This window comes from Streptomyces sp. NPDC021100, from assembly GCF_044333095.1.
Taxonomy (GTDB): domain Bacteria; phylum Actinomycetota; class Actinomycetes; order Streptomycetales; family Streptomycetaceae; genus Streptomyces.
Map to the genome: position 1 here is coordinate 445,202 of NZ_JBIRQH010000004.1, position 21,044 is coordinate 466,245.

Genomic DNA, 21,044 nt, shown 5'->3' on the forward strand with positions numbered 1-21,044 from the left:
CGGAACGGGTGACGCTGCGTGATGAAGCCGCAGGTCCGGGCGTCCCGTCAGGCCCCGGCCCGTCAGGCTCCGGGCCGCCGGGGCGCGGTCCCGTCGCCGTCCGGCTCCCCGCCGTCCCGCGCATCCTCCGCCGACAGCCCGTCGTACCCGCTCGTCCCCTCGTCCAGCAGCGGCTCCTGCCGCTTGAGGTGCGGCGGCGCCAGGAAGCGCAGCGCGTGGTAGCCGGTGAGGACCACGATCGTGCCCAGGGCGATGCCGTTGAGCTCGAAGTTCTTGCTGACCTTGAGGCTGACGCCGCCGACGCCGATGATCACGCCGGCCGCGATCGGCACCAGGTTCAGGGGATTGCGCAGGTCCACCTTGTTGTGCACCCAGATCTGCGCGCCGAGCAGGCCGATCATGCCGTACAGGATGACGGTGATCCCGCCCAGCACGCCCCCGGGGACGGCCGCGACGACCGCGCCGAACTTCGGGCAGATGCCGAAGAGGAGCGCGAAGCAGGCCGCCGCCCAGTAGGCGGCGGTCGAGTAGACGCGGGTGGCCGCCATGACGCCGATGTTCTCGGAGTAGGTGGTGTTCGCCGGCCCGCCGACCGCCGTGGACAGCATCGTCGCCGCGCCGTCGGCCGAGATCGCGGTGCCGAGCTGGTCGTCCAGCGGGTCGCCGGTCATCTCGCCCACGGCCTTGACGTGCCCCGCGTTCTCCGCGATGAGGGCGATGACCACCGGCAGTGCCACCAGCGCCGCCGACCAGCCGAAGGACGGGCCGTGCAGGGAGGGCAGGCCGATCCAGTCCGCCTTGCCGACGCCCGACAGGTCGAGCCGCCAGTGGTCGACGGCCTGGGGGCCGCCGTTGACGGAATGGATCTTTCCGAAGATCCGGTCGAGAGCCCAGGAGAGGGCGTAGCCGAAGAGCAGGCCCAGGAAGATCGCCACCCGCGACCAGAAGCCGCGCAGGCAGACCACGGCGAGCCCGGTGAAGAGCATGGTGAGCAGGGCCGTCCACTGGTCCTGCGGCCAGTAGGTGCTCGCGGTGACCGGGGCCAGGTTGAAGCCGATCAGCATCACCACCGCGCCCGTCACCACCGGCGGCATCGCCGCGTGGATGATCCTGGCGCCGAACCGGCGTACCGCCAGGCCGCTGAGGAACAGCGCGGCGCCGACCACGAAGATCGCGCCGGTGACGGCCGCGCTGTCGCCGCCCTGGGCGCGGATGACGGCCGCCACACCGACGAACGAGAGGCTGCACCCCAGGTAGCTGGGGATCCGGCCGCGCGTCGCGAGCAGGAAGAGGATGGTGGCGACGCCCGACATCATGATCGCCAGGTTGGGGTCCAGGCCCATGAGCACCGGACTGACGAACGATGCGCCGAACATTGCCACCACGTGCTGGGCGCCGAGGCCCGCGGTCCGCGGCCAGGAGAGCCGTTCGTCCGGCGCGACGACGGCCCCGGGGGCGGGGGTGCGCCCGTCACCGTGCAGGGTCCAGCGCACGCCGAGGCCCATGAATGCTCCCACTGTGGTTGTTCGAGGTGATCCGCACCATGTTAAGCGCGGGTCAGGAGTGGTCCGCGCGGAGAACGGCGGGCGGAGAACGGCGGGTGGCGGGCCGGTCGCTGACGGCCGGTGGGCGGCTCGGCGAGGTGGCTGGTGGAACGGCCGGACGCTGCTGCGATCGGCGCAATTAACACCTCGTAAGGCTGTATGCCCGGGACGCTCGGCAGGTCCCCGCCGCGTGCGAGGTATGCGTGGATTGTCCGATTTCCTGCCAAACCAGGAGACATACATGCGTAAGCTCGTCGGCCGCTCAGCGGCCGCCGCGGTCCTCGCCGCGGGCGTCATCGTTCCGGCCGCCGGGGTGGCCGTCGCCGCGCCGCAGTCGTCGTCCACGCCCAAGGTGGCGAGCTGGGACGACGACCACGGTCGGGACCACGGCCGGGACCGGGACCGCGACCGCGACCGCGACAAGGGCCGCGACAAGCACCGCGACCGCGACCGTGACCGCCGCGACCGCCGCGACCGCGACCGGGACCGTGACTGCGACCGGGGCCGTCACCACCGCGACCGCGACCGCGACTGCGACCACGGTCGTTGGGACCGGGACCGGGACCGGGACCGGGACCGTGACTGCGACCGTGGCCGTTGGGGCCGTCACCACGACGACGACTGCGACCGCGGTCGTCACCACGGCGGCTGGGGCAACGGCTGGGGCAACATCAACATTTGGGGTGGCTGGGGCAACTGGGGCGGCGGCCACCACAAGGGCTGGGGCGGCTGGGACCGTGACTGCGACCGCGGTGGCTGGGGCCACAACGGTGGCTGGGGTCACGGTGGCGGCTGGGGCCGCGAGGGCGGCTGGGGCCACGAGGGTGGCTGGGGTCACCACAGTGGCTGGGGCCACGAAGGCTGGGGCCGCGGTGACGACTGCGACAACGGCTGGAAGCACCGCGACCGTGACCGCGACTGCGACGGGAACGACGGCTGGGGCCACAAGGGCGGTCACGGCGGCAAGTACGTCCGCAACACCGTCAACATCCTGGGCATCAGCCTCTGAGGCCTCTGAGCCAACGTTCACCCTCTGAGGTCCCCTTCCACCGCGGGCCGTGCGACCGGAAACCCCGGCCGTGCGGCCCGCGGAGGCGTTCCATCCCTCGAAGGAGTGACGCTCCACGCCGACGCCCCTCAAAGGAGCGGCACCCCCGATGGGGTGACGCTCAGCCGCCCTCCGCCACCGCGGCCCGCGCCGCACCGCCGGCCCCCGGCCGCAGCGCCCCCGCCGTCACCGCCAGCAGCGCCGCCAGCACCGTCACCAGTCCGAAAGAGACCGTCAGCGAAGTGGCGTCCGCGAGCTGCCCGATGGCCGACGGGGCGACCAGGCTCGACGTGTACGTGATCGTCGCCACCCCCGCGATGGCCTGGCTCGGCTCCGGCCCGCTGCGCGCCGCCGCCGCGAAGGCGAGTGGCACGACCACCGCGATGCCCAGCCCCACCAGCGCGAACCCGGCGATCGCCGGCCCCGCCCCCGGCGCGCCGACCACCAGCACCCCGCCGCAGCCCGCCAGCACCCCGCCCGCCCGGACCGTGCGCACCGGCCCGAACCGGCGGACCGCCGCGTCCCCGGCGAACCGGGCCGCCGCCATCGCGCAGGAGAAGGCCGTGGTGCAGGCGGCCGCCAGCCCCGCCCCGGAGCCGACGACGTCCCGCAGATAGACCGCCGACCACTCCAGGCTCGCCCCCTCGGCGAACACCGCGCAGAACCCGACCGCCCCGATGACCAGCGCCGACCTCGGCGGCAGCGCGAACCGCGGCGGCGCGTGCTCCTCCGCCCGCGGCCGGACGTCCAGCACCGGACCGCACACCACCGCGCCCAGCAGTGTCAGGACGACGGCCGCCGTGCCGAGGTGCCACCGCGCGTCCGTGCCCGCGTGCGCCGCCACCGTGCCCGCCGCCGAGCCGGCCAGCGCCCCCGCGCTCCACATCCCGTGCAGCCCGGACATGATCGACCGGCCCAGCCGCTCCTCCGTCTCCACCCCCAGCGCGTTCATGGCGACGTCCGCCGTCCCGGACGCCGCGCCGTACGCCGCGAGCGCCGCGCAGAGCACCGGCAGGCCGGGGGAGAGGGCGGGCAGGGCGAGGGACGCGCACCACAGGGCGAGCAGTCCGCGCAGCGCGGCGCGGGTCCCGAAGCGGTGGGCGACCCGTCCGGCGAGCGGCATCGCCAGCGCCGCCCCGATCGCGGGGAAGGCCAGCGCCAGACCCAACTCGCCCGCGTCCAGCCGCAGGTGGTCCCTGATCCAGGGGACGCGGGTGGCGAAGCTGCCGGTGACCGCGCCGTGCACGGCGAAGACGGCCGCGACGGCCAGCCGGGCCCGGCGCAGCCGCGGTTCCGCGGCCCCCTCCCGGAGGCGGGCCTTCCGGCCGCCGGTGCCCTCCGTGCGGTTCCCGCCCTGGACCTCCATGCCGCGGACCCCCAGTCCCGTCGCTGCCGCCGGCCCCCTGGGGCACGGTACGCGGGCCCGCGCGTGACCTGCCACACGCTCTGTCAAGTCCCGTGGACACCGCGCGGCGGCTCGGCGTACGCTCGGAGCGTCGGAGCCGGAAGTCCCCTGGACAACGGCTCGGGCGCCCTGTACCAGAACAGATCATCACGCAGCGCACTCCGGGGTCGGTGTAATTCCGAACCGGCGGTTACAGTCCGCGACCCGGCCGCAGCCAGCGGCCGGTTGACCAGGTGAAATTCCTGGACCGACGGTTAAAGTCCGGATGGGAGGCAGTGCGCGGCGGGCAGGCACCGGCAGCAGAGCCGTGGCCGTGCGGCCGTCCTCTCCAGGCACGTCCCGCACGGGGCACGCGGCGTTCCCGGCGCCGTCATCCCCGCTTTTCGTCGTTTCTCACGACAGCCCCGGAGTCCATGCCCGAAGAGGCAGGAGGACCCCGGTGGCCACCGCGATCGAAGCAGACGCGATGCGACGCGCCATCGCGCTCGCCGCGCGCGCCCTCGGTTCCACGAGCCCCAACCCCGTCGTCGGCTGCGTCGTCCTCGACGCCGCCGGACGGGTCGCCGGCGAGGGCTGGCACCGGCGCGCCGGAGCCGCGCACGCCGAGGTGGAAGCGCTGCGCGCCGCCGCCGCGGCCGGACGCGACGTCCGGGGCGGCACCGCCGTCGTCACTCTCGAACCCTGCAACCACACCGGACGCACCGGCCCCTGCGCCCAGGCGCTGATCGCCGCCGGCGTCGCCCGGGTCGTCTACGCCGTCGCCGACCCCACTCCGGCGGCCACCGGTGGCGCGGCCACCCTCGCGGCGGCCGGGGTGGACACCGAGGGCGGCCTGCTCGCCGACGAGGCCGCGGCCGGCAACACCGCCTGGCTCACCGCCGTGCTGCGCGGCCGGCCCTTCGTGCTCTGGAAGTACGCCGCCACCCTGGACGGCCGCAGCGCAGCCGCCGACGGCACCAGCCGCTGGATCACCTCGGCCGGCTCCCGCGCCGACGTCCACCGGCTGCGCGCCGAGGCCGACGCCGTCGTCGTCGGCTCCGGCACCCTGCGCGCCGACGACCCGCACCTCGCCGCCCGCGGCCGCCCGGAGGACCGGGCCGTCACCCAGCCGCTGCGCGTCGTCGTCGACACCCACGCCACCGTCCGGCCCGGCGCCCGGGTCCTGGACGACGCGGCGCCCACCCTGATCGCCGTCGGCAAGGACGCCGACACCGGGCACCTGCCCGGGGTGGACGTCGCCCGGCTGCCCGCCGACGGCACCGGGATCGACATCCCCGCCCTGCTCGCCGAGTTGTACGGCCGCGGCGTGCGCTCCGTCCTGCTGGAGGGCGGCCCCCGGCTCGCCGGCGCCTTCCTGGCCGCGGGCGCCGTGGACCGCGTCGTCGCCTACCTCGCCCCGGCCCTCCTCGGCGCCGGACCCGCCGCCCTCGGGGACGCCGGCATCGGCACCATCGACCGGGCCCTGCGCCTGGACGTGACCGACGTCGTCCGCATCGGCCCCGACCTGCGGGTCACCGCCGCACCCCTCGCCACCGCCCCAGAGGAGAACTGAGAAGTGTTCACCGGAATCGTCGAAGAACTGGGCGAGGTCGTCGCCGTGGAACGCCAGGGCGACTCGGCCCGCTTCCGGCTGCGCGGCCCGCTCGTCACCGAGGACGCCGGGCACGGCGACTCGATCGCGGTCAACGGCGTCTGCCTGACGGTCGTCACCACCGCGGACGGCGAGTTCACCGCCGACGTGATGGCCGAGACCCTCGACCGCTCCAGCCTGGGCGCCCTCGACGCCGGCGCGCGCGTCAACCTCGAACGCCCGATGAAGCTCGGCGGACGGCTCGGCGGCCATCTGGTCCAGGGGCACGTGGACGGCACCGGGACGATCACCGAGCGGACGCCCGGCGAGCACTGGGAGACCGTACGGATCTCGCTCCCCGCCCACCTCGCCCGGTACGTCGTCGACAAGGGCTCGATCACCGTGGACGGCGTCAGCCTGACCGTGGTCGAGGCCGGGGACGACTGGTTCACCGTCAGCCTCATCCCCACCACGCTGGAGATGACCACCCTCGGCATCAAGAAGACCGGTGATCCGGTCAACCTGGAGGTCGACGTGCTCGCGAAGTACACGGAGCGGCTGCTGAGCGCGGGAGGCCGGGCATGAGCGCGGTCTCCTGGCTCGGCGACGAGGCGTTCGCCGCCTTCGGCCAGCACGTCATCTGGTCCGACCTGATCGGCAACACGGCCGGGCTGGTCGCCCTGGCCCTCGGCTGGAAGCGGTCCATATGGACCTGGCCCGTCCAGTTCCTCGCCGGCCTGATCCTCGTCACCGCCTACGCCACCGCCCACCTCGGCGGCGGAGTCGGCAAGCAGCTCCTCGTCATCGGCGTCTCGGTGTGGGGCTGGCGGCAGTGGCACCTCGGGCGGCGCGACACGCAGGACGGCCTCGCCGTGCGCTTCGCGACCTGGCGCGAGCGGGCCGTGCTGCTCGCCGGGACGGCCGCGGGCACGCTCGCCGTCGGCGGCCTGTTCACCGCCGTGCCCGGGCTGTCCTGGAACCCCTGGCCGGACGCGTACATCTTCGTCGGCACGCTCGCCGCGATGGTCGCCCAGGCCCGCGGGCTCGTCGAGTTCTGGTTCGCCTGGCTGCTGGTGGACTTCGTCGGCGTCCCCCTCGCCTTCTCCAGCGGACTGGCCTTCGGCGGCGTCGTCTACGTCGTCTACCTCGGCCTCGTCCTGTGGGGCATGCGTGACTGGTGGCTGCGCTCCCGCGCCGCCGCCCGCCGCGCCCCGGCCGCCGAGCCGGCCCTCACCCGGGCCGCCTGACCCGCCGGCCGTTCCGCACAGCCCGCCCACGACCCCCACGGAGTGACCCATGACCGCCCCGCACGAGGCCCCCGCGGCCTCAGGACTCGACCCGGTCGAGCGCGCCATCGCCGACATCGCGGCCGGCCGGCCCGTCGTGGTGGTGGACGACGAGAGCCGGGAGAACGAGGGAGACCTCGTCGTCGCCGCCGAGCTCGCCACCGCCGAGACCCTCGCCTTCATGATGAGCGAGTGCCGCGGCCTGATCTGCGTGCCGATGGAGGCGGAGGACGTCGACCGGCTCGACCTCCCGCAGATGGTCGAGAAGAACACCGAGACCATGCGCACCGCCTTCACCGTCAGCGTCGACGCGAGCGCCGCGCACGGCGTCGGCACCGGCATCTCGGCGGCCGACCGGGCCACCACCATCCGGCTGCTGGCCTCCCCCGACAGCCGCTCCGAGGACTTCGTCCGGCCCGGCCACGTCTTCCCGCTGCGCGCCCGGCCCGGCGGCGTCCTCGCCCGCCCCGGCCACACCGAGGCCGGCTGCGACCTGGCCCGGCTGGCCGGACTGCGGCCCGCCGCCGCCATCGTGGAGATCGCCGGCGAGGACGGCCGGATGCTGCGGCTGCCCGAGCTGATCCCGTTCGCGCGGAAGCACGGCCTGGCGATCATCTCCATCGAGGACCTGATCACCTACCTGAAGTCCGCCGAACCCACCGTCAAGCGCGAGGCCAGCACCCGGCTGCCCACCGCCTTCGGCGAGTTCCGGGCGCACGGCTACCGCTCCGTCCGCGACGGCGTCGAGCACATCGCCCTCGTCGCCGGCGACCTGGGCGACGGCGAGGACGTCCTGGTCCGGGTCCACTCCGAGTGCCTCACCGGCGACGTCTTCGGCTCTCTGCGCTGCGACTGCGGCCCCCAGCTGGAGGCGTCCCTCGAACGGGTGGCCACCGAGGGCCGCGGCGTCGTCGTCTACCTGCGCGGCCACGAGGGTCGCGGCATCGGACTGCTGTCCAAGCTGCGGGCCTACGAGCTCCAGGAGGCCGGCCACGACACGCTGGACGCCAACCTCGAACTCGGCCTCCCCGCGGACGCCCGGGACTACGCGGCCGGCGCCCAGATGCTCACCGACCTGGGCGTGCGCTCCATCCGGCTGATGACCAACAACCCCGACAAGACCATCGCCCTGGAACAACACGGCATCAAGATCTCCGGGCGGGAGCCGATGCCCGTGGCGGCGGGCGAGCACAATCTCCGGTACCTGCGCACCAAGCGGGACCGGATGGGGCACGACCTGCCCTGGCTGGACGACCACCAGGTCTCCCCCTGCGACAACCAGTAGCACCACCGGCAACTGCGACAAACCAAGGAGTGACGTGAGCGGCAAGGGCGCCCCCCAGCTGAGTGTGAAGAACTGTCGTGACCTGCGGGTGGCCGTGATCGCCGCCCAGTGGCACGAGAAGGTCATGGACGGCCTGGTCGACGGCGCCCTGCGCGCCCTGCACGACCTCGGCATCGACGAGCCGACGCTGCTGCGCGTCCCCGGCAGCTGGGAGCTGCCCGTCGCCGCCAAGGCGCTCGCCGGCCGCGGCTACGACGCGATCGTCGCCCTCGGCGTCGTCATCCGGGGCGGTACGCCCCACTTCGACTACGTGTGCCAGGGCGTCACCCAGGGCCTCACCCAGGTCTCCACCGACACCGGCGTCCCGGTCGGCTTCGGCGTCCTCACCTGTGACACCGACGAACAGGCCCTGGACCGCGCCGGGCTGGAGGGCTCGACCGAGGACAAGGGCCACGAGGCGGTCACCGCGGCCGTCGCCACGGCGGTCACCCTCCGTTCGGTGTCGGAGCCCTGGCACTGACGGCCGGGACGGACCCCGTAGGGTAGGGACCACCATGGACAGGAAGACGTTCGAGGAGCTCTTCGCCGAGCTCCAGCAGAAGGCCGCAGGCGACCCCGCCACCTCCCGCACCGCGGAACTGGTGGGCAAGGGCGTCCATGCCATCGGCAAGAAGGTCGTCGAAGAGGCGGCCGAGGTGTGGATGGCCGCCGAGTACGAGGGCGCCGAGGCGACCGCCGAGGAGATCTCCCAGCTCCTCTACCACCTCCAGGTGATGATGGTCGCCCGCGGCATCTCCCTCGACGACGTGTACGCCCACCTCTGATCCTTACCCTCTCTTTCCCCTATCCCCCTGCACTAAGGAACCGCCCTCATGCTGCGCATCGCCGTCCCCAACAAGGGTTCTCTCTCCGAGCCTGCGTCGGAGATGCTCCATGAGGCCGGTTACCGGCAGCGCAAGGACCGCAGGGAACTCGTCCTCGTCGACGCCGCCAACGAGGTCGAGTTCTTCTTCCTCCGCCCCCGCGACATCGCCGTCTACGTGGGCTCCGGCAAGCTCGACATCGGCATCACCGGCCGCGACCTGCTGCTGGACTCCGGCTCCCGGGCCGAGGAGATCATGCAGCTCGGCTTCGCCGGCTCGACGTTCCGCTACGCCACCCGCCCGGGCATGGCCCAGGACGTCTCCGAGTTCGGCGGCATGACCATCGCCACCTCCTTCGCCGGCCTGGTCACCAAGCACCTCGCCGACCACGGCGTCGACGCCGACGTCGTCCACCTGGACGGCGCCGTCGAGACCGCCATCCAGCTCGGTGTCGCCCAGGTCATCGCCGACGTCGTCGAGACCGGCACCACCCTGCGCAACGCCGGACTGGAGATCATCGGCGAGCCGATCCTGGAGTCCGAGGCCGTCGTCATCCGCCGTGCCGGCGCCCCCGCGGACGACCCCAAGGTCCAGCAGTTCCTCCGCCGGATGCAGGGCGTCCTGGTCGCCCGGCGCTACGTGATGATGGACTACGACATCCGCGTCGAGCACGTCGAGCGCGCCGTCGCGCTCACCCCCGGCCTGGAGTCGCCGACCGTCTCGCCGCTGCACCACGAGGGCTGGGTCGCCGTCCGCTCGATGGTCCCGGCCAAGGACGCGCAGCGCGTCATGGACGAGCTGTACGACCTGGGCGCGCGCGCCATCCTCACCACCGGCATCCACGCCTGCCGCCTCTGACCCCGGCCCCGGCCGCACCAGGTCCGCCGACCCCGGCCCCCGCGACGCCGCGCACCGCCCGACGAAGGAACGCACCGACGTGACCAGCCCAGCAGCGCCCGGAAGCGCCAAGACCACCCTCCCGGCCGTCTTCCGCCCGACCCTCACCCGGGTGGTGCTGCTGGGCATCGGCGGTGCGCTCGTCCTCGTGATGGCCGTCATGTCGTTCATGCTGGAGTCCTTCACCGCGGGGGACCGGGTCACCTTCATCGGCACCGGGCTGCTGGGCCTGGGCGTCCTCGCCCTGCTCGCCCGGCCCAAGGTGGTCGCCACGCCCGAGGGCGTCACCGTGGTGAACCTCACGACCGTCCGGCGGCTGGCCTGGGCCGAGATCGTCCGCGTCAACCTGCGGCCCGGCGACTCCTGGGTCCACCTCGACCTCGCCGACGGAACGACGCTGCCCGCCATGGGCATTCAGCCCGGCATGGCCAGGGAGCGGGCCGTCACCCAGGCCCGTACCCTGAGCGCGCTCGTCGCCGAGTTCGGCACCGGCGGCTCCACGACCTGAGCCCGGTCGGCCGCCCCCGGCGCCGGTTCCTTGATTACTCTGGTGTGCACGGGCACCCACCTGCCCCGTCCCGCCCACCCGGCCGCCTCCCGGCGGCCCGCGGGACACCTGCGAACCGAGGAGTGATCCCCTCCGGGATGGACGGACCGTCCTGTAGTACCTGCGCCGCCCCCCATCGTGAGGCGGCGCCATGAGTATCACCGTCTCGCTGCTGCTCCTGGCGGCGGCCCTGCTCCTGATCCTCGCGAACGGCTTCTTCGTCGCCGCCGAGTTCGGCCTCGTGACCGTCGAGAAGCCCGAGGCCGAGCGGGCCGCGGCGGACGGCGACCAGCGGGCCCGCACCGTCGTCGAGGCCCTGCGCGAACTCTCCTTCCAGCTCTCCGGCACCCAACTGGGCATCACCATCACCTCCTTGGTGGTCGGCATGCTCGCCGAGCCCGCCCTCGGGCGGCTGCTCACCGGGGTCTTCGAGGCGGCCGGGCTGCCCTCCGGCGCCGCGCCCGGCGTGGCGGTGGTCACCGGCATGCTGGTGGCCGCCGCCGTGCAGATGGTCCTCGGCGAGCTGGTGCCCAAGAACTGGGCGGTCTCCCGGCCGCTCCAGGTCGCCCGCTTCGTCGCCCGCCCGCAGAGCGCGTTCTCGCACTTCTTCCGGCCCGTGATCACCCTGCTGAACACGGTCGCCAACCGGATGGTGCGGGCGCTGGGCGTGGAGCCGGCCGAGGAGCTGGCCTCCGCCCGCACCCCCGGCGAGCTCGTCTCGCTCGCCCGGCACTCGGCCCTCGCCGGGGCCCTGGAGCAGGACACCGCCGACCTGTTCGTGCGGACCCTCTCCCTGGGCGAGCTGACCGCCCAGCACGTGATGACGCCCCGGGTCAAGGTCAGCGCCCTCCAGGCGGGCGCCACCGCCGAGGACGTCCTCAACCTGACGCGGGCCACCGGCCTGTCCCGCTTCCCCGTCTACCGGGAGCGGCTGGACGAGGTCGTCGGCGTGGTCCACCTCAAGGACGCGCTGGCCGTGCCCGCCGAGGAGCGGCTGCGGACGCCGCTCACCCGGATCGCCGTCGCCCCGCTGCTCGTCCCGCAGAGCCTGCCGGTGCAGCCGCTGCTGGAACGGCTGCGCAGCGAGCAGCCCATGGCCGTCGTCGTCGACGAGTACGGCGGCACGGCCGGCGTGGTCACCCTGGAGGACATCGTCGAGGAGCTCGTCGGCGAGGTCCGCGACGAGCACGACCACGCCGACGCCGCCCGCCCCGACCTGGCCCCCGTCCCCTGCGAGGACGGGCGCCCGGCCTGGGACGCGGAGGGCAGCTGCCGCGTCGACGCCCTGCACCGGATCGGGCTCGACGCGCCGGAGGGGCCGTACGAGACCGTCGCCGGACTCGTCGCCGACCTGCTCGGCCGGATCCCCGTTCCCGGGGACACCGCCGAACTGCCCGAGGGCTGGCGGCTGTCGGTGCGCCGGGTGGGGCACCACCGGGCGGAGCGGGTGCGGTTCGTGCGGGCGGCGTTGGTGAGGGGAGACGTGCGATGAGCGTGCTGCAACTCCTCTTCGCCCTGGTGCTGGTGCTGGCCAACGGGTTCTTCGTGGGCGCCGAGTTCGCCCTGGTCTCGGTGCGCCGGAGCCAGATCGAGCCGCGGGCGGCGGAAGGGTCCAAGCAGGCCCGGACCGTCCTGACCGGGCTGGAGAACCTGCCGCAGATGATGGCGGCGGCCCAGTTCGGCATCACCGTCTGCTCGCTGACGCTCGGCGCGGTCGCGGAACCGACCGTGGCGCAGCTGCTGGAACCGGTGTTCCACGCGGTGGGGCTGCCCGCCGGGCTGATCCATCCGCTCGGGTACGTCATCGCGCTGGCCCTGGTGGTCTTCCTGCACCTGGTCATCGGCGAGATGGTGCCGAAGAACCTCGCCATGTCCGCCCCCGACCGGGCGGCCCTCTGGCTGGGCCCCGGCCTGGTCGCCTTCGCCCGGCTCTGCCGGCCGGTCACCCGGCTGCTCGGCGCGTGCGCGCACGGGGTGCTGCGGCTGTTCCGGGTCGAGCCCAAGGACGAGGTCGAGGCGGTCTTCACCAGTGAGCAGCTGACTCACCTGGTGGAGGACTCCCGGCAGGCCGGCTTGCTCGATTCCGTCGAGCAGGAGCGGCTGGAGGACGCACTGGAGCTGGGCACTCGGCCGGTGACGGATGTGTTGCTGGATCCGGGCGGTCTCGTCACCGTCACGCCGGCGGTCACTCCTCGGGAGATCGAGGGGCTGACCGTGCGGACCGGGTATTCGCGATTCCCGGTGCGCGCGTCCGGTGGTGCCTTCATGGGCTACATCCATGTGAAGGACGTTCTGGACCTGGAGGAACGGGACCGGCCCGTGCCGCAGCACGTGTGGCGGCGGGTCGAGACGCTGCGGGCCGAGTTGCCGCTCGATGACGCGCTGACGGTGATGCGGCGGGCTGCCGCTCATCTGGCCGCGGTCGCCGACGCTTCCGGGAAGGTGCTCGGGTTGGTGGCGTTGGAGGATGTGCTGGAGATGCTGGTGGGGGAGGTGCGGGATCCTTCGCATCGGGTGGCGGCTGTGACGCCGGTGGTGCCGGATCCGCGGGTGCGGGAGGTTGTCACGGGGTGAGGGTGCCCCGGTCCCGCCCTTTCGCCGTTTCCCGGGGGCTGCGCCCCCAGACCCCCTTGTCCTCAGACGCCGGACGGGCTGATATTCAGCCCGTCCGGCGTTTGAGGACAGCGCCCGCAGGGTGCTTCGGGGGTGCGGGGGCTTGCCCCCGCGAGAAACGGTGAAGGGGCGGGTCCGGGGCCTACCTCTCCGGGCCCCGCCCGGACAGGACCTCCCCGTACGCCTGCATCAGGTCCGGCAACCGCAGCGTCGCCAGATCGTCGCGCGACAGCGCACCCGTGTAGCCGGACAGCCGCAGATCCCGGTACGCGCAGCTCTTTTCGTACAGGGTGCGCAGGAACCGCCCGTTCCCCAGTTCGTCGATCCAGCCCTGGCCGACGACGTGGGTGCTGATGGAGCGGAGTTCCTCCAGCGCCTCCTCGTCCCACGCGTCACCGTTCTCACCGGCGAGGACCTCGCCGATGGAGGTGAGTTCGGACGGGCGGTAGCTGGGGAAGTCGACGCGGGTGGTGAAGCGGGAGCCGAGGCCGGGGTTGGTGGCGAGGAGGCGGTCCATGCCCTCGGGGTAGCCGGCCAGGATGACGACGAGGCGGTCGCGGTTGTCCTCGGCGCGTTTGAGGAGGACCTGGAGGGCCTCGTCGCCGTAGGCGTCGCCCTTGCTGTAGCCGGAGTTGGAGAGGCTGTACGCCTCGTCGACGAAGAGGACGCCGCCGAGCGCGGAGTCGATCAGCTCGTTGGCCTTGACCGCCGTCTGGCCCAGGAACTCGCCGACGAGGTCGGCCCGCTGGGCCTCCACCAGGTGGTCGCCGCCGAGCAGCCCGAGGGCGTAGAAGACCCGGCCGAGGATCCGGGCCACCGTGGTCTTGCCGGTGCCGGAGGGGCCGGAGAAGACGAAGTGGCGTTTGGGGGGCTGGACGGGCAGGCCCTGGCCGGCCCGGAGGCGGGCCATGTGCAGTTGCGCGGACAACGCTCTGACCTGCCGTTTGACCGGCTCCAGGCCCACCATGCGCTCCAGTTCGGCGAGCGCCTTGGCGAGCAGGACGGGGTCGGAGGGGCCGGGCGCGGGAGGGGAGGACGGCTGTGGGGGGACCCGGGCCACCTCCCGTACCCCGCCGACGGGGGAGGGGGCCGGGGCCGTGCCGGTGAGGACGTCGCCGGCCCGCGCCTCGGGGTCGCCGGCGGTGTCCGCGGCGTCCGGCGGGTCCTGGCCGGGGCCGCCGAAGGGGAACGGCGGGGAGAGGTCCGTGTGCTCGTCGAGTCCGTCGCCGGCCGAGATGGCGGTCAGCCGGGCGGAGGTGTCCATGAAGGTGGGGTCCACCCGGTGCACGGCACGGTAGAGGGGGAGCGCGGCCGCGCTGCGCCCGGTGCCCTCGTGGGCGCGGGCCAGCCAGTAGCGGAGCTCCTTGCGCTGCGGCTGTTCGCTGCGGCAGCGCATCAGGGCCGTGGAGAGCAGCGGCTCCGCCTGGCCGTACATCTCCAGGCGGACCCGGGCCATGCCGCCGAACAGCCCGGCCTCGATGCCCAGCAGCGGGTCGTCGAGTAAGGGTTCGGTGTGGCGGACGAGCTGTTCCCAGTCCTTGACGAGGTAGGCGCGGCAGGCGTGCAGGAAGCGGACCTGCGGGTCGGTGTCGGCGGGCGGGCACTCGGCGAGCGCCCGGTCCAGCTCGGGGACGTGCCGGCCGTCCAGCCAGTGGGAGGCGTGGGCGAGCAGCAGGTCGCGGCCGGTCTCCAGGACCGGCTGGACCCACCAGCCCAGCCAGTACCAGGAGTTGAGCGGGCGCCGGTGGCGGGCGCGCTGCTGGCCGAACCGGTCGCGGTGGCGGTACATGCGCAGCAGTGCCGTGGAGGTCTCGGCCCGCAGGGCGTGCAGGCCCAGCCAGGCGTCCGCCATCCCGGGGTCGACGCGCACCGCCGTCCGGAACTCCTCCTCCGCCTGGGCGTAGGCGCCCATCGTGCAGGCGTCCACGCCGCGCAGCCAGGCGAGATCTGCCGGGGCGGGCGGGCCCTGTGTGCCGAAGTCCATCGCATCCCCCACAAACCCTGCCCCCGTGCCGCGCCGCCGGGCGGGTGCCCGGCCGCGTCGTTCGAACCATTGTTCTGTGGGCGGGAGTTGACCAGTGTTGCCGGCGCCCGCCGACGACGGGTGCGCCGCTTGGCATCGTACCTGCGCGATCGGCGTGGCCCGTAGGGTGCGGGGGCTTCCTTCGTGGGCGCCCGGGGTGGTGTGCGGGGCGTCCGGGAGGTGCCGCGGCGGCCCGTCACCGTGGGTGATGGCCTCCCGTCCGGGCGGTGGGGCAAAAGGGGCGTAAGGGTGTCCGGTGGGAAGGACGAAGCCCCCGGTCACGGGGGAACAACCGGGGGCTTCGCGTTCTCCGGCGACCGCGTCGGGTCGCTCCTTCTGAACGTAAGTCCTGTACGGGCCCGGGGTCAAGCCGAGTTGGGGCGGTCCATGAGCGCGGGGCACGCGGGGGTGCCGGGTCCCGGGGCGGTTGGCTACGCAGCGTAGGGAAGGGCGGGGTTCAGACGGTCCCGTGGGGTCCCGGCAGCACCTCGTACCCCAAGGGGCCCTGCCGCACCAGGAGTTCTGCATAGGGGTGCGTGGGGTCCGCCGCGAAATGCGCGCGCTCCGCCCGCATCCATCCGGCCCAGAATTCCGCTTGCTCCGCCCCGTCGCGGAGTTGACCCCTGTCCCAGGAGTCACTGCGGTCCATGTCCATCCACAGCAGGCAGGCGAGGTGCGGGCGCAGGGCGCTGCGCCCCGCGCCCACCCCCTCCAGCAGGACCACCGGCGCGGCGGGTAGAGCGCGTTCGGGGCCGGCGAAGCGGCGTTCCGCCCAGTCGTAGGCCCGGTAGTGTGCGGTCGCGCCCCGGGCGAGCGGGGCGAGGATCCCGGTGCGGAGCCGGTCCGTCCACGCGAACAGCTCGTCGTGCGTCGCCAGGTCGTCCAGGTGCAGCACCGGCGTGCCGCCACCCAGCGCCTCGGCGAGCCGGGCCGTGAACGTCGTCTTCCCGGAGCCCGCGTATCCGTCGACGGCGACCAGCCGGACCGGGCCGAGGGACGGGGGGCGGGCGCGGATCCGGCGGGCGAGGACGGTGAGGGGGGAGAGGGGGGCGCTGGGGTCGTGCACGGGGTCACCTTAGGCGGCGGGCCCGTACGCGCCTCCCGCGCGGTGCGCCTGACGCGCCGCACGTCGCGTCACTGGCTACCGGCGGTCCCGCCCGGGATAGTGGGCCGTCCGGACCGCGTGGGCGGCCCCCGCACGGTCACTGACAGCCGCAACTGACAGCCGAACCGGGAGACCACGCCATGTCCAGCAGACCGACTCCCTCCGCCTCACCCCCCTCGGGCCCCTCGCCCCGCCCGCCCCGCCGCTCCCTGCTGGCCGCCGCCCTCGCCGTCACGGCGGCCGCGTCGCTCTCCCGGGCGGGCACCGCCCTGGCCGCCGTCCCCGAGGGCGGGGCCCGGCGGGCGTCCGGGACGGTCGACCACCACTCCTGGGCCACCCTCGCCGACTGGCGCGCCGGCACCCGCGCGGGAACGGCGGTCCGCGACGGCCGGCGGCCGGGCGTGGTCCTCGACCGGCCGGCGGGCACCCTGGAGTACACCGACCCGCACACCGGGTCCACCGCCCGCTGGGAGTACGCCACCTGGACCTCCCCGGTGCACACCCTGTCCGCCCCGGCGACCGAGATCATCGCCTCCTGGAACGCCCACACCCCGCCCGGCACCTGGATCCAGGCCGAGGTGCGCGCCGCCTACGCCGACCGCGCGCACACGCCCTGGTACGTGATGGGCCGCTGGACGTCGGGCGACGCGGCCGGCGACATCCGGCGCACCTCCGTCGACGGGCAGAAGGACGGCCGGAGCGCCGTCTCCACCGACACCCTCGCCGTCGTGCCGGCGAGCGGCGCGCGGTTCGTCTCGTACGCCCTGCGCCTGACCCTCTTCCGGCGGCCGGGCGGCGGGCGCACCCCCACGGTGTGGCGGGTGGGGGTGATGGGGTCCGAGATTCCCGACCGGTTCACGGTGCCCGCCTCGAAGCCGGGGGAGGGGGCGGGGCACCGGCTGTCCGTCCCGCGCTACTCGCAGGAGATCCACAAGGGGCAGTACCCGGAGTACGACAACGGGGGCGAGGCGTGGTGCAGTCCGACCTCCTCGCAGATGGCGGTGGAGTACTGGGGGCGCCGGCCGTCCGCCGCCGACCTGGCCTGGGTGGATCCGTCCTACGCCGACCCACAGGTCTGCCACGCGGCCCGCTTCACCTACGACTACCAGTACAAGGGGTGCGGCAACTGGCCGTTCAACGCGGCCTACGCGGCGACCTACCGGGACCTGCAGAGCACGGTCACCCGGCTGCGGTCGCTGAACGACGCCGAGCGGCTGGTCCGGGCCGGCGTCCCGGTCATCACCTCGCAGTCCTTCCTCGCCGCCGAGCTGGACGGGGCCGGGTACGGCACGGCGGGGCACCTGATGTGCCTCACCGGCTTCACCAAGGGCGGGGACGTGGTCGTCCACGATCCGGCGGCCCCCTCGGACGCCGCCGTCCAACGGGTGTACAAGAGGCGTCAGTTCGAGAACGTCTGGCTGCGGACCAAGCGGCATGACGCGCAGGGGCGGGTCAAGGGCGGTTCGGGTGGGGTGTGTTACCTCTACTTCCCGCTGGAGCTCTCGGCCGCTCAGCGGCGTGCTCTGCGGCAAGTGGGAGTGGAGTGAGTGAAGTTCACCCAGTGAATATCCGGGAGCACGGCCCGTTCGCACGGCTGTGTGTATAAGCTGAGGCCGCACCGAGGCCCAGGACCGATCGTCTCCGGTCGCGGTGGTTCCGTCGGGCGTGCGCCCACCGGTGTGTCCGGGGCGGGTCTCCGCCCGTCCCGCCGCCCGACGGCCGTCGATCCGGTTCCGGTGTGCACCTTTCCCGCTCGCGTGGCCCGTCGTGCGACTTGTCATGACAATGCCAATGTTCCTCCGCGGGCGCTGCGACACCGCACGTGAACCGTTCGGCAGACGACCGCGAGGCAGGGAGGGGCGCACCCGATGCAGCGCCGACGATTCGGCCGCTCCGCGCGGCGGGCGGGGCCGGCCGACCCCGTGGAGGCGGAGCTCGACGCCCACCCCGCGCGCGACGACCGCCCGCTGCGCGCCGCCGTGGACGACGCCGCCATGGGCCGCTGGGAGGGGCCCCGCGACCTGCTCGCGGCCACCGGCCACGACTGGGACCGGCGGATCTTCCGGCTCCAGGTCCTCGCCCGGGCCGGGGTGAACCTCCGCTTCGCCGAGACCTGGAGCCGGGCCGAACCCGGTTCCCCGGACGCCCTGGCCGTGCTGGCCCACGTCCAGGCCCTGCGGTCGCTGGTCGCCGGCCGGGACGCGGGCCGGGAGCTGATGGAGCGGGCGTGGGAGACCTGCCTGGCCACCGCCGAGGCGGCCCCGGCGGACCCCTCGCCGTGGGTGGTCCTGCTGGCCCTGGTGCGCGTCCACGCCCCGGACCGTGAGCTGCTCGGGCAGATCTGGAACGAGGCGACCGCCCGGGACCCGTACAACCGGGAGGCGCACCACGAGGTTCTCACCTTCCTGTTCGACCGGAACCACGGCTCCGGCGGTGAGATGTTCCACTGGGCGCTCGAACGGGCCCAGACCGCGCCCGCCGGGCTCCCGCTGGCCGTCCTCCCGCTGGTCGCCCTCGCCGAGTCCTACCGGCAGCGCAGGGCGGAGAGCGGCGGCGCGTACGGGCTGACGGTGCACCCCTGGAACGACTGTCCGCACATCGACCGGGTCCTCGACGGCTGGTGGCGGCACCGGTCGCCCCGGCCGCACGCACAGTTCGCGGACGACGCCAACTACCTCGCGCACGCCCTCGGCTTCGCCGGCCGGCACGCCGAGGCGCACGAGGTGTTCACCGCGATCGGCCCGTACGCCTGCGACGCGCCCTGGTCGTACTGCGGCGAACCGCGTGAGCTGTTCCTGCGGTACCGCGGCTGGGCGGCCCGCGCCGCCGCCGGCCGGCCGCCCCGGCCGCCGCGGCCGGGCTGAGTCCCCCCGGATCCAGAAGCACGACAGCACGACCGCACCACGGTTTCCCCCACCGCCCCCCGGCCCAACGAACCGAGGAAGAGGTTTCCGTGCCACTCGAAGTCCCCGGCGTCTCAGGCGTCCCCGGCGCCTCCGGCGCTTCCGGTGTTTCCGATGAAGAGCGCCTCGCACAGCTCGGCTACCGCCAGACCCTCGCCCGCAGCATGAGCGGGTTCGCCAACTTCGCCGTCTCGTTCACCATCATCTCGGTGCTGTCCGGCTGCATGACCATGTACGGCTACGGGATGACGACCGGCGGGCCCGCCATGATCTCCTGGGGCTGGGTCGGGGTCGGCCTGATGACCCTGATCGTGGGGCTGGCCATGGCCGAGGTGTGCTCCTCCTACCCGACCAGCGCCGGGCTGTACTTCTGGGCTCACCGGATGGCCCCGGAGCGCAGCCGGGCGGCGTGGGCCTGGTTCACCGGCTGGTTCAACGTCCTCGGCCAGATCGCGGTGACCGCGGGCGTCGACTTCGGCGCGGCCTCCTTCCTCAACGCCTACCTCGACCTCCAGTTCGACTTCGCGGCGACGCCCGGCCACACCATCGCGCTGTTCGGGGTCATCCTGCTGCTGCACGCCGTCCTGAACACCTTCGGCGTCCGCATCGTCGCCGTGCTCAACAGCGTCAGCGTCTGGTGGCACGTCGTCGGCGTGCTCGTCATCGTCGGCGCCCTGGCGCTCGTCCCGGACCACCACCAGTCGGCCTCCGTCGTCTTCGGCGAGTTCGTCAACCGCACCGGCTGGGACTCGGGCTTCTACGTGGGGCTGCTGTCGCTGCTGATGGCGCAGTACACCTTCACCGGCTATGACGCGTCCGCCCATATGACCGAGGAGACCAACGACGCGTCGACGGCCGGTCCGCGCGGCATCGTCCGTTCCATCTGGCTCTCCTGGATCGCCGGGTTCGTCCTGCTCGTCGGCATGACGTTCGCCATCCAGAGCTACGACGGCTCGCTGGAGTCGACGACCGGGGTGCCGCCGGCCCAGATCCTGATGGACGCGCTCGGCGCGAGCGGCGGCAAGGCGCTGCTGCTGGTCATCATCGCCGCCCAGCTGTTCTGCGGGATGGCCTCCGTGACGGCCAACTCCCGGATGATCTACGCCTTCTCGCGCGACGGGGCGCTGCCCTTCTCCCGCGTCTGGCACCGGATCAACCCGTCGACCCGCACGCCCACCAACGCCGTGTGGCTCGCGGCCGGGGGAGCGTTCGTCCTCGGTCTGCCGTACCTGATCAACCAGACCGCCTACGCGGCCGTGACCAGCATCGCCACCATCGGGCTGTACATCGCCTACGTCATCCCGACCTTCCTGCGGCTGCGCCTCGGCGACCGCTTCGAGCGCGGCCCCTGGCACCTGGGCCGCTGGTCGCGGCCGATCGGTGTGGTGGCCGTCGGGTGGGTGGCGCTGATCACCGTGCTGTTCATGCTGCCGCAGGTGCACCCGGTGACCCTGGAGACCTTCAACTACGCGCCCGTGGCGGTGGCCGCGGTGCTCGGCTTCGCCGGGGTGTGGTGGCTGGTGTCGGCCCGCCGGTGGTTCCTGGACCCGCACCACCCCAAGAACGCCGTGGCGCACGCGGCGCCGCTGGCGGAACCGGGCGCGCTGCGCCCGTAGCACGCGCGCCGTGCGACGGGCCCGTGCACCGGCTTCCGGCCGGGCAAACCTCCCGTGGGCACCAGACGTACGACAGGGGCCGCACCCCCGGCGGCCGACGCCCGGGGCGGTCCCTGTCGCACGTCCGCGCGCCCTCGCGAACCGGGACGCGCCCCTTGCGCGGGGAGCGGCGGTCCATGATCATTTGCTGTAGTCGGCAATGATGTGATCAATAATGCGAGAGCTGGTCCCGATCCGTACGGGCCGGGAGGCGGAGGGCCGAAGAAGGGCAGAGAAGGGCGGAGGAGGCGGGGCGGGGGGCCGAAGAAGGGCGAAGAAGGGGAAGCGCCGGCCGGCGGC

General features: G+C 73.6%; 18 protein-coding genes and 1 riboswitch. Of the genes, 14 read left to right on the forward strand and 4 right to left on the reverse strand.

The window, feature by feature from the left end:
* Positions 1 to 62 precede the first annotated feature (62 nt).
* Positions 63 to 1,505: a uracil-xanthine permease family protein gene (locus ACH4PU_RS11475; RefSeq protein ID WP_398269536.1), complete on the reverse strand. Its 1,443-nt coding sequence runs from the start codon at positions 1,503 to 1,505 to the stop codon at positions 63 to 65.
* Positions 1,506 to 1,785: 280 nt separating this feature from the next.
* On the opposite strand from ACH4PU_RS11475, the gene ACH4PU_RS11480 reads away from it, so the two are divergent.
* Positions 1,786 to 2,553: a hypothetical protein gene (locus tag ACH4PU_RS11480; RefSeq protein ID WP_398269539.1), complete on the forward strand. Its 768-nt coding sequence runs from the start codon at positions 1,786 to 1,788 to the stop codon at positions 2,551 to 2,553.
* A gap of 160 nt (positions 2,554 to 2,713) precedes the next feature.
* Here ACH4PU_RS11480 and ACH4PU_RS11485 read toward each other — a convergent pair whose 3' ends face one another.
* Positions 2,714 to 3,958: an MFS transporter gene (locus ACH4PU_RS11485; RefSeq protein WP_398269542.1), complete on the reverse strand. Its 1,245-nt coding sequence runs from the start codon at positions 3,956 to 3,958 to the stop codon at positions 2,714 to 2,716.
* Positions 3,959 to 4,149: 191 nt separating this feature from the next.
* Positions 4,150 to 4,280: riboswitch (FMN riboswitch) on the forward strand.
* Positions 4,281 to 4,436: 156 nt separating this feature from the next.
* Between ACH4PU_RS11485 and ribD the strand changes: the two genes are divergently transcribed.
* From ribD to ACH4PU_RS11535, 10 genes are all read left to right on the forward strand, one after another.
* The gene (gene ribD, locus ACH4PU_RS11490) at positions 4,437 to 5,549 is read left to right on the forward strand and encodes a bifunctional diaminohydroxyphosphoribosylaminopyrimidine deaminase/5-amino-6-(5-phosphoribosylamino)uracil reductase RibD (RefSeq protein ID WP_398269545.1); all 1,113 of its coding nucleotides are present in this window, start codon (positions 4,437 to 4,439) and stop codon (positions 5,547 to 5,549) included.
* A gap of 3 nt (positions 5,550 to 5,552) precedes the next feature.
* Positions 5,553 to 6,152 (forward strand): riboflavin synthase, encoded by a 600-nt coding sequence (locus tag ACH4PU_RS11495; RefSeq protein WP_398269548.1) that lies wholly within the window; start codon positions 5,553 to 5,555, stop codon positions 6,150 to 6,152.
* Complete coding sequence (locus ACH4PU_RS11500) at positions 6,149 to 6,814, forward strand: nicotinamide riboside transporter PnuC (protein ID WP_398269551.1); 666 nt, start codon at positions 6,149 to 6,151, stop codon at positions 6,812 to 6,814. Before ACH4PU_RS11495 ends, ACH4PU_RS11500 begins: the two co-directional genes overlap by 4 nt.
* 49 nt (positions 6,815 to 6,863) lie before the next feature.
* Entirely contained in the window at positions 6,864 to 8,138 is a 1,275-nt protein-coding gene (locus ACH4PU_RS11505; protein ID WP_398269554.1) for a bifunctional 3,4-dihydroxy-2-butanone-4-phosphate synthase/GTP cyclohydrolase II, read from the forward strand.
* Positions 8,139 to 8,172: 34 nt separating this feature from the next.
* On the forward strand, positions 8,173 to 8,658 hold the full coding sequence (gene ribH / locus ACH4PU_RS11510; protein WP_185944461.1) for a 6,7-dimethyl-8-ribityllumazine synthase: 486 nt from the start codon (positions 8,173 to 8,175) through the stop codon (positions 8,656 to 8,658).
* Between the two features lie 34 nt (positions 8,659 to 8,692).
* Entirely contained in the window at positions 8,693 to 8,962 is a 270-nt protein-coding gene (locus ACH4PU_RS11515) for a phosphoribosyl-ATP diphosphatase (protein WP_004952249.1), read from the forward strand.
* A 48-nt stretch (positions 8,963 to 9,010) separates the two neighbouring features.
* On the forward strand, positions 9,011 to 9,859 hold the full coding sequence (hisG, locus tag ACH4PU_RS11520; protein WP_398269558.1) for an ATP phosphoribosyltransferase: 849 nt from the start codon (positions 9,011 to 9,013) through the stop codon (positions 9,857 to 9,859).
* Between the two features lie 79 nt (positions 9,860 to 9,938).
* On the forward strand, positions 9,939 to 10,406 hold the full coding sequence (locus ACH4PU_RS11525; protein ID WP_398269561.1) for a PH domain-containing protein: 468 nt from the start codon (positions 9,939 to 9,941) through the stop codon (positions 10,404 to 10,406).
* Positions 10,407 to 10,602: 196 nt separating this feature from the next.
* Positions 10,603 to 11,937 (forward strand): hemolysin family protein, encoded by a 1,335-nt coding sequence (locus ACH4PU_RS11530; protein ID WP_398269906.1) that lies wholly within the window; start codon positions 10,603 to 10,605, stop codon positions 11,935 to 11,937.
* Positions 11,934 to 13,019 carry a hemolysin family protein gene (locus ACH4PU_RS11535; RefSeq protein ID WP_398269564.1) on the forward strand — a complete coding sequence of 362 codons (1,086 nt, stop codon included), beginning with the start codon at positions 11,934 to 11,936 and terminating at the stop codon, positions 13,017 to 13,019. The genes ACH4PU_RS11530 and ACH4PU_RS11535 overlap by 4 nt, the downstream gene beginning before the upstream one ends.
* 181 nt (positions 13,020 to 13,200) lie before the next feature.
* Here ACH4PU_RS11535 and ACH4PU_RS11540 read toward each other — a convergent pair whose 3' ends face one another.
* Both ACH4PU_RS11540 and ACH4PU_RS11545 read right to left on the reverse strand, forming a co-directional pair.
* Positions 13,201 to 15,042, reverse strand: a complete 1,842-nt coding sequence (locus ACH4PU_RS11540) for an AAA family ATPase (protein ID WP_398269567.1) — start codon at positions 15,040 to 15,042, stop codon at positions 13,201 to 13,203.
* A 496-nt stretch (positions 15,043 to 15,538) separates the two neighbouring features.
* A complete protein-coding gene (locus tag ACH4PU_RS11545) occupies positions 15,539 to 16,147 on the reverse strand; it encodes a uridine kinase (RefSeq protein ID WP_398269570.1) in 609 nt (202 codons plus the stop codon).
* A gap of 179 nt (positions 16,148 to 16,326) precedes the next feature.
* On the opposite strand from ACH4PU_RS11545, the gene ACH4PU_RS11550 reads away from it, so the two are divergent.
* The 3 genes from ACH4PU_RS11550 (at position 16,327) to ACH4PU_RS11560 (ending at position 20,705) form a co-directional block, all read left to right on the forward strand.
* Positions 16,327 to 17,733 carry a C39 family peptidase gene (locus tag ACH4PU_RS11550; protein ID WP_398269573.1) on the forward strand — a complete coding sequence of 469 codons (1,407 nt, stop codon included), beginning with the start codon at positions 16,327 to 16,329 and terminating at the stop codon, positions 17,731 to 17,733.
* A gap of 321 nt (positions 17,734 to 18,054) precedes the next feature.
* The gene (locus ACH4PU_RS11555; protein ID WP_398269576.1) at positions 18,055 to 19,050 is read left to right on the forward strand and encodes a hypothetical protein; all 996 of its coding nucleotides are present in this window, start codon (positions 18,055 to 18,057) and stop codon (positions 19,048 to 19,050) included.
* A gap of 89 nt (positions 19,051 to 19,139) precedes the next feature.
* Positions 19,140 to 20,705 carry an amino acid permease gene (locus ACH4PU_RS11560; RefSeq protein ID WP_398269578.1) on the forward strand — a complete coding sequence of 522 codons (1,566 nt, stop codon included), beginning with the start codon at positions 19,140 to 19,142 and terminating at the stop codon, positions 20,703 to 20,705.
* Positions 20,706 to 21,044: the final 339 nt, after the last annotated feature.

What these genes read in the sequence shown, in the direction of transcription:
- hisG (WP_398269558.1), top strand. Translation starts at nt 9,011, where the DNA reads ATGCTGCGCATCGCCGTCCCCAACAAGGGTTCTCTCTCCGAGCCTGCG.
- ACH4PU_RS11535 (WP_398269564.1), top strand. Translation starts at nt 11,934, where the DNA reads ATGAGCGTGCTGCAACTCCTCTTCGCCCTGGTGCTGGTGCTGGCCAAC.
- ACH4PU_RS11500 (WP_398269551.1), top strand. Translation starts at nt 6,149, where the DNA reads ATGAGCGCGGTCTCCTGGCTCGGCGACGAGGCGTTCGCCGCCTTCGGC.
- ACH4PU_RS11480 (WP_398269539.1), top strand. Translation starts at nt 1,786, where the DNA reads ATGCGTAAGCTCGTCGGCCGCTCAGCGGCCGCCGCGGTCCTCGCCGCG.
- ACH4PU_RS11485 (WP_398269542.1), bottom strand. Translation starts at nt 3,958, where the DNA reads ATGGAGGTCCAGGGCGGGAACCGCACGGAGGGCACCGGCGGCCGGAAG.
- ACH4PU_RS11550 (WP_398269573.1), top strand. Translation starts at nt 16,327, where the DNA reads ATGTCCAGCAGACCGACTCCCTCCGCCTCACCCCCCTCGGGCCCCTCG.
- ACH4PU_RS11555 (WP_398269576.1), top strand. Translation starts at nt 18,055, where the DNA reads ATGCAGCGCCGACGATTCGGCCGCTCCGCGCGGCGGGCGGGGCCGGCC.
- ACH4PU_RS11475 (WP_398269536.1), bottom strand. Translation starts at nt 1,505, where the DNA reads ATGGGCCTCGGCGTGCGCTGGACCCTGCACGGTGACGGGCGCACCCCC.
- ACH4PU_RS11540 (WP_398269567.1), bottom strand. Translation starts at nt 15,042, where the DNA reads ATGGACTTCGGCACACAGGGCCCGCCCGCCCCGGCAGATCTCGCCTGG.
- ACH4PU_RS11515 (WP_004952249.1), top strand. Translation starts at nt 8,693, where the DNA reads ATGGACAGGAAGACGTTCGAGGAGCTCTTCGCCGAGCTCCAGCAGAAG.
- ACH4PU_RS11505 (WP_398269554.1), top strand. Translation starts at nt 6,864, where the DNA reads ATGACCGCCCCGCACGAGGCCCCCGCGGCCTCAGGACTCGACCCGGTC.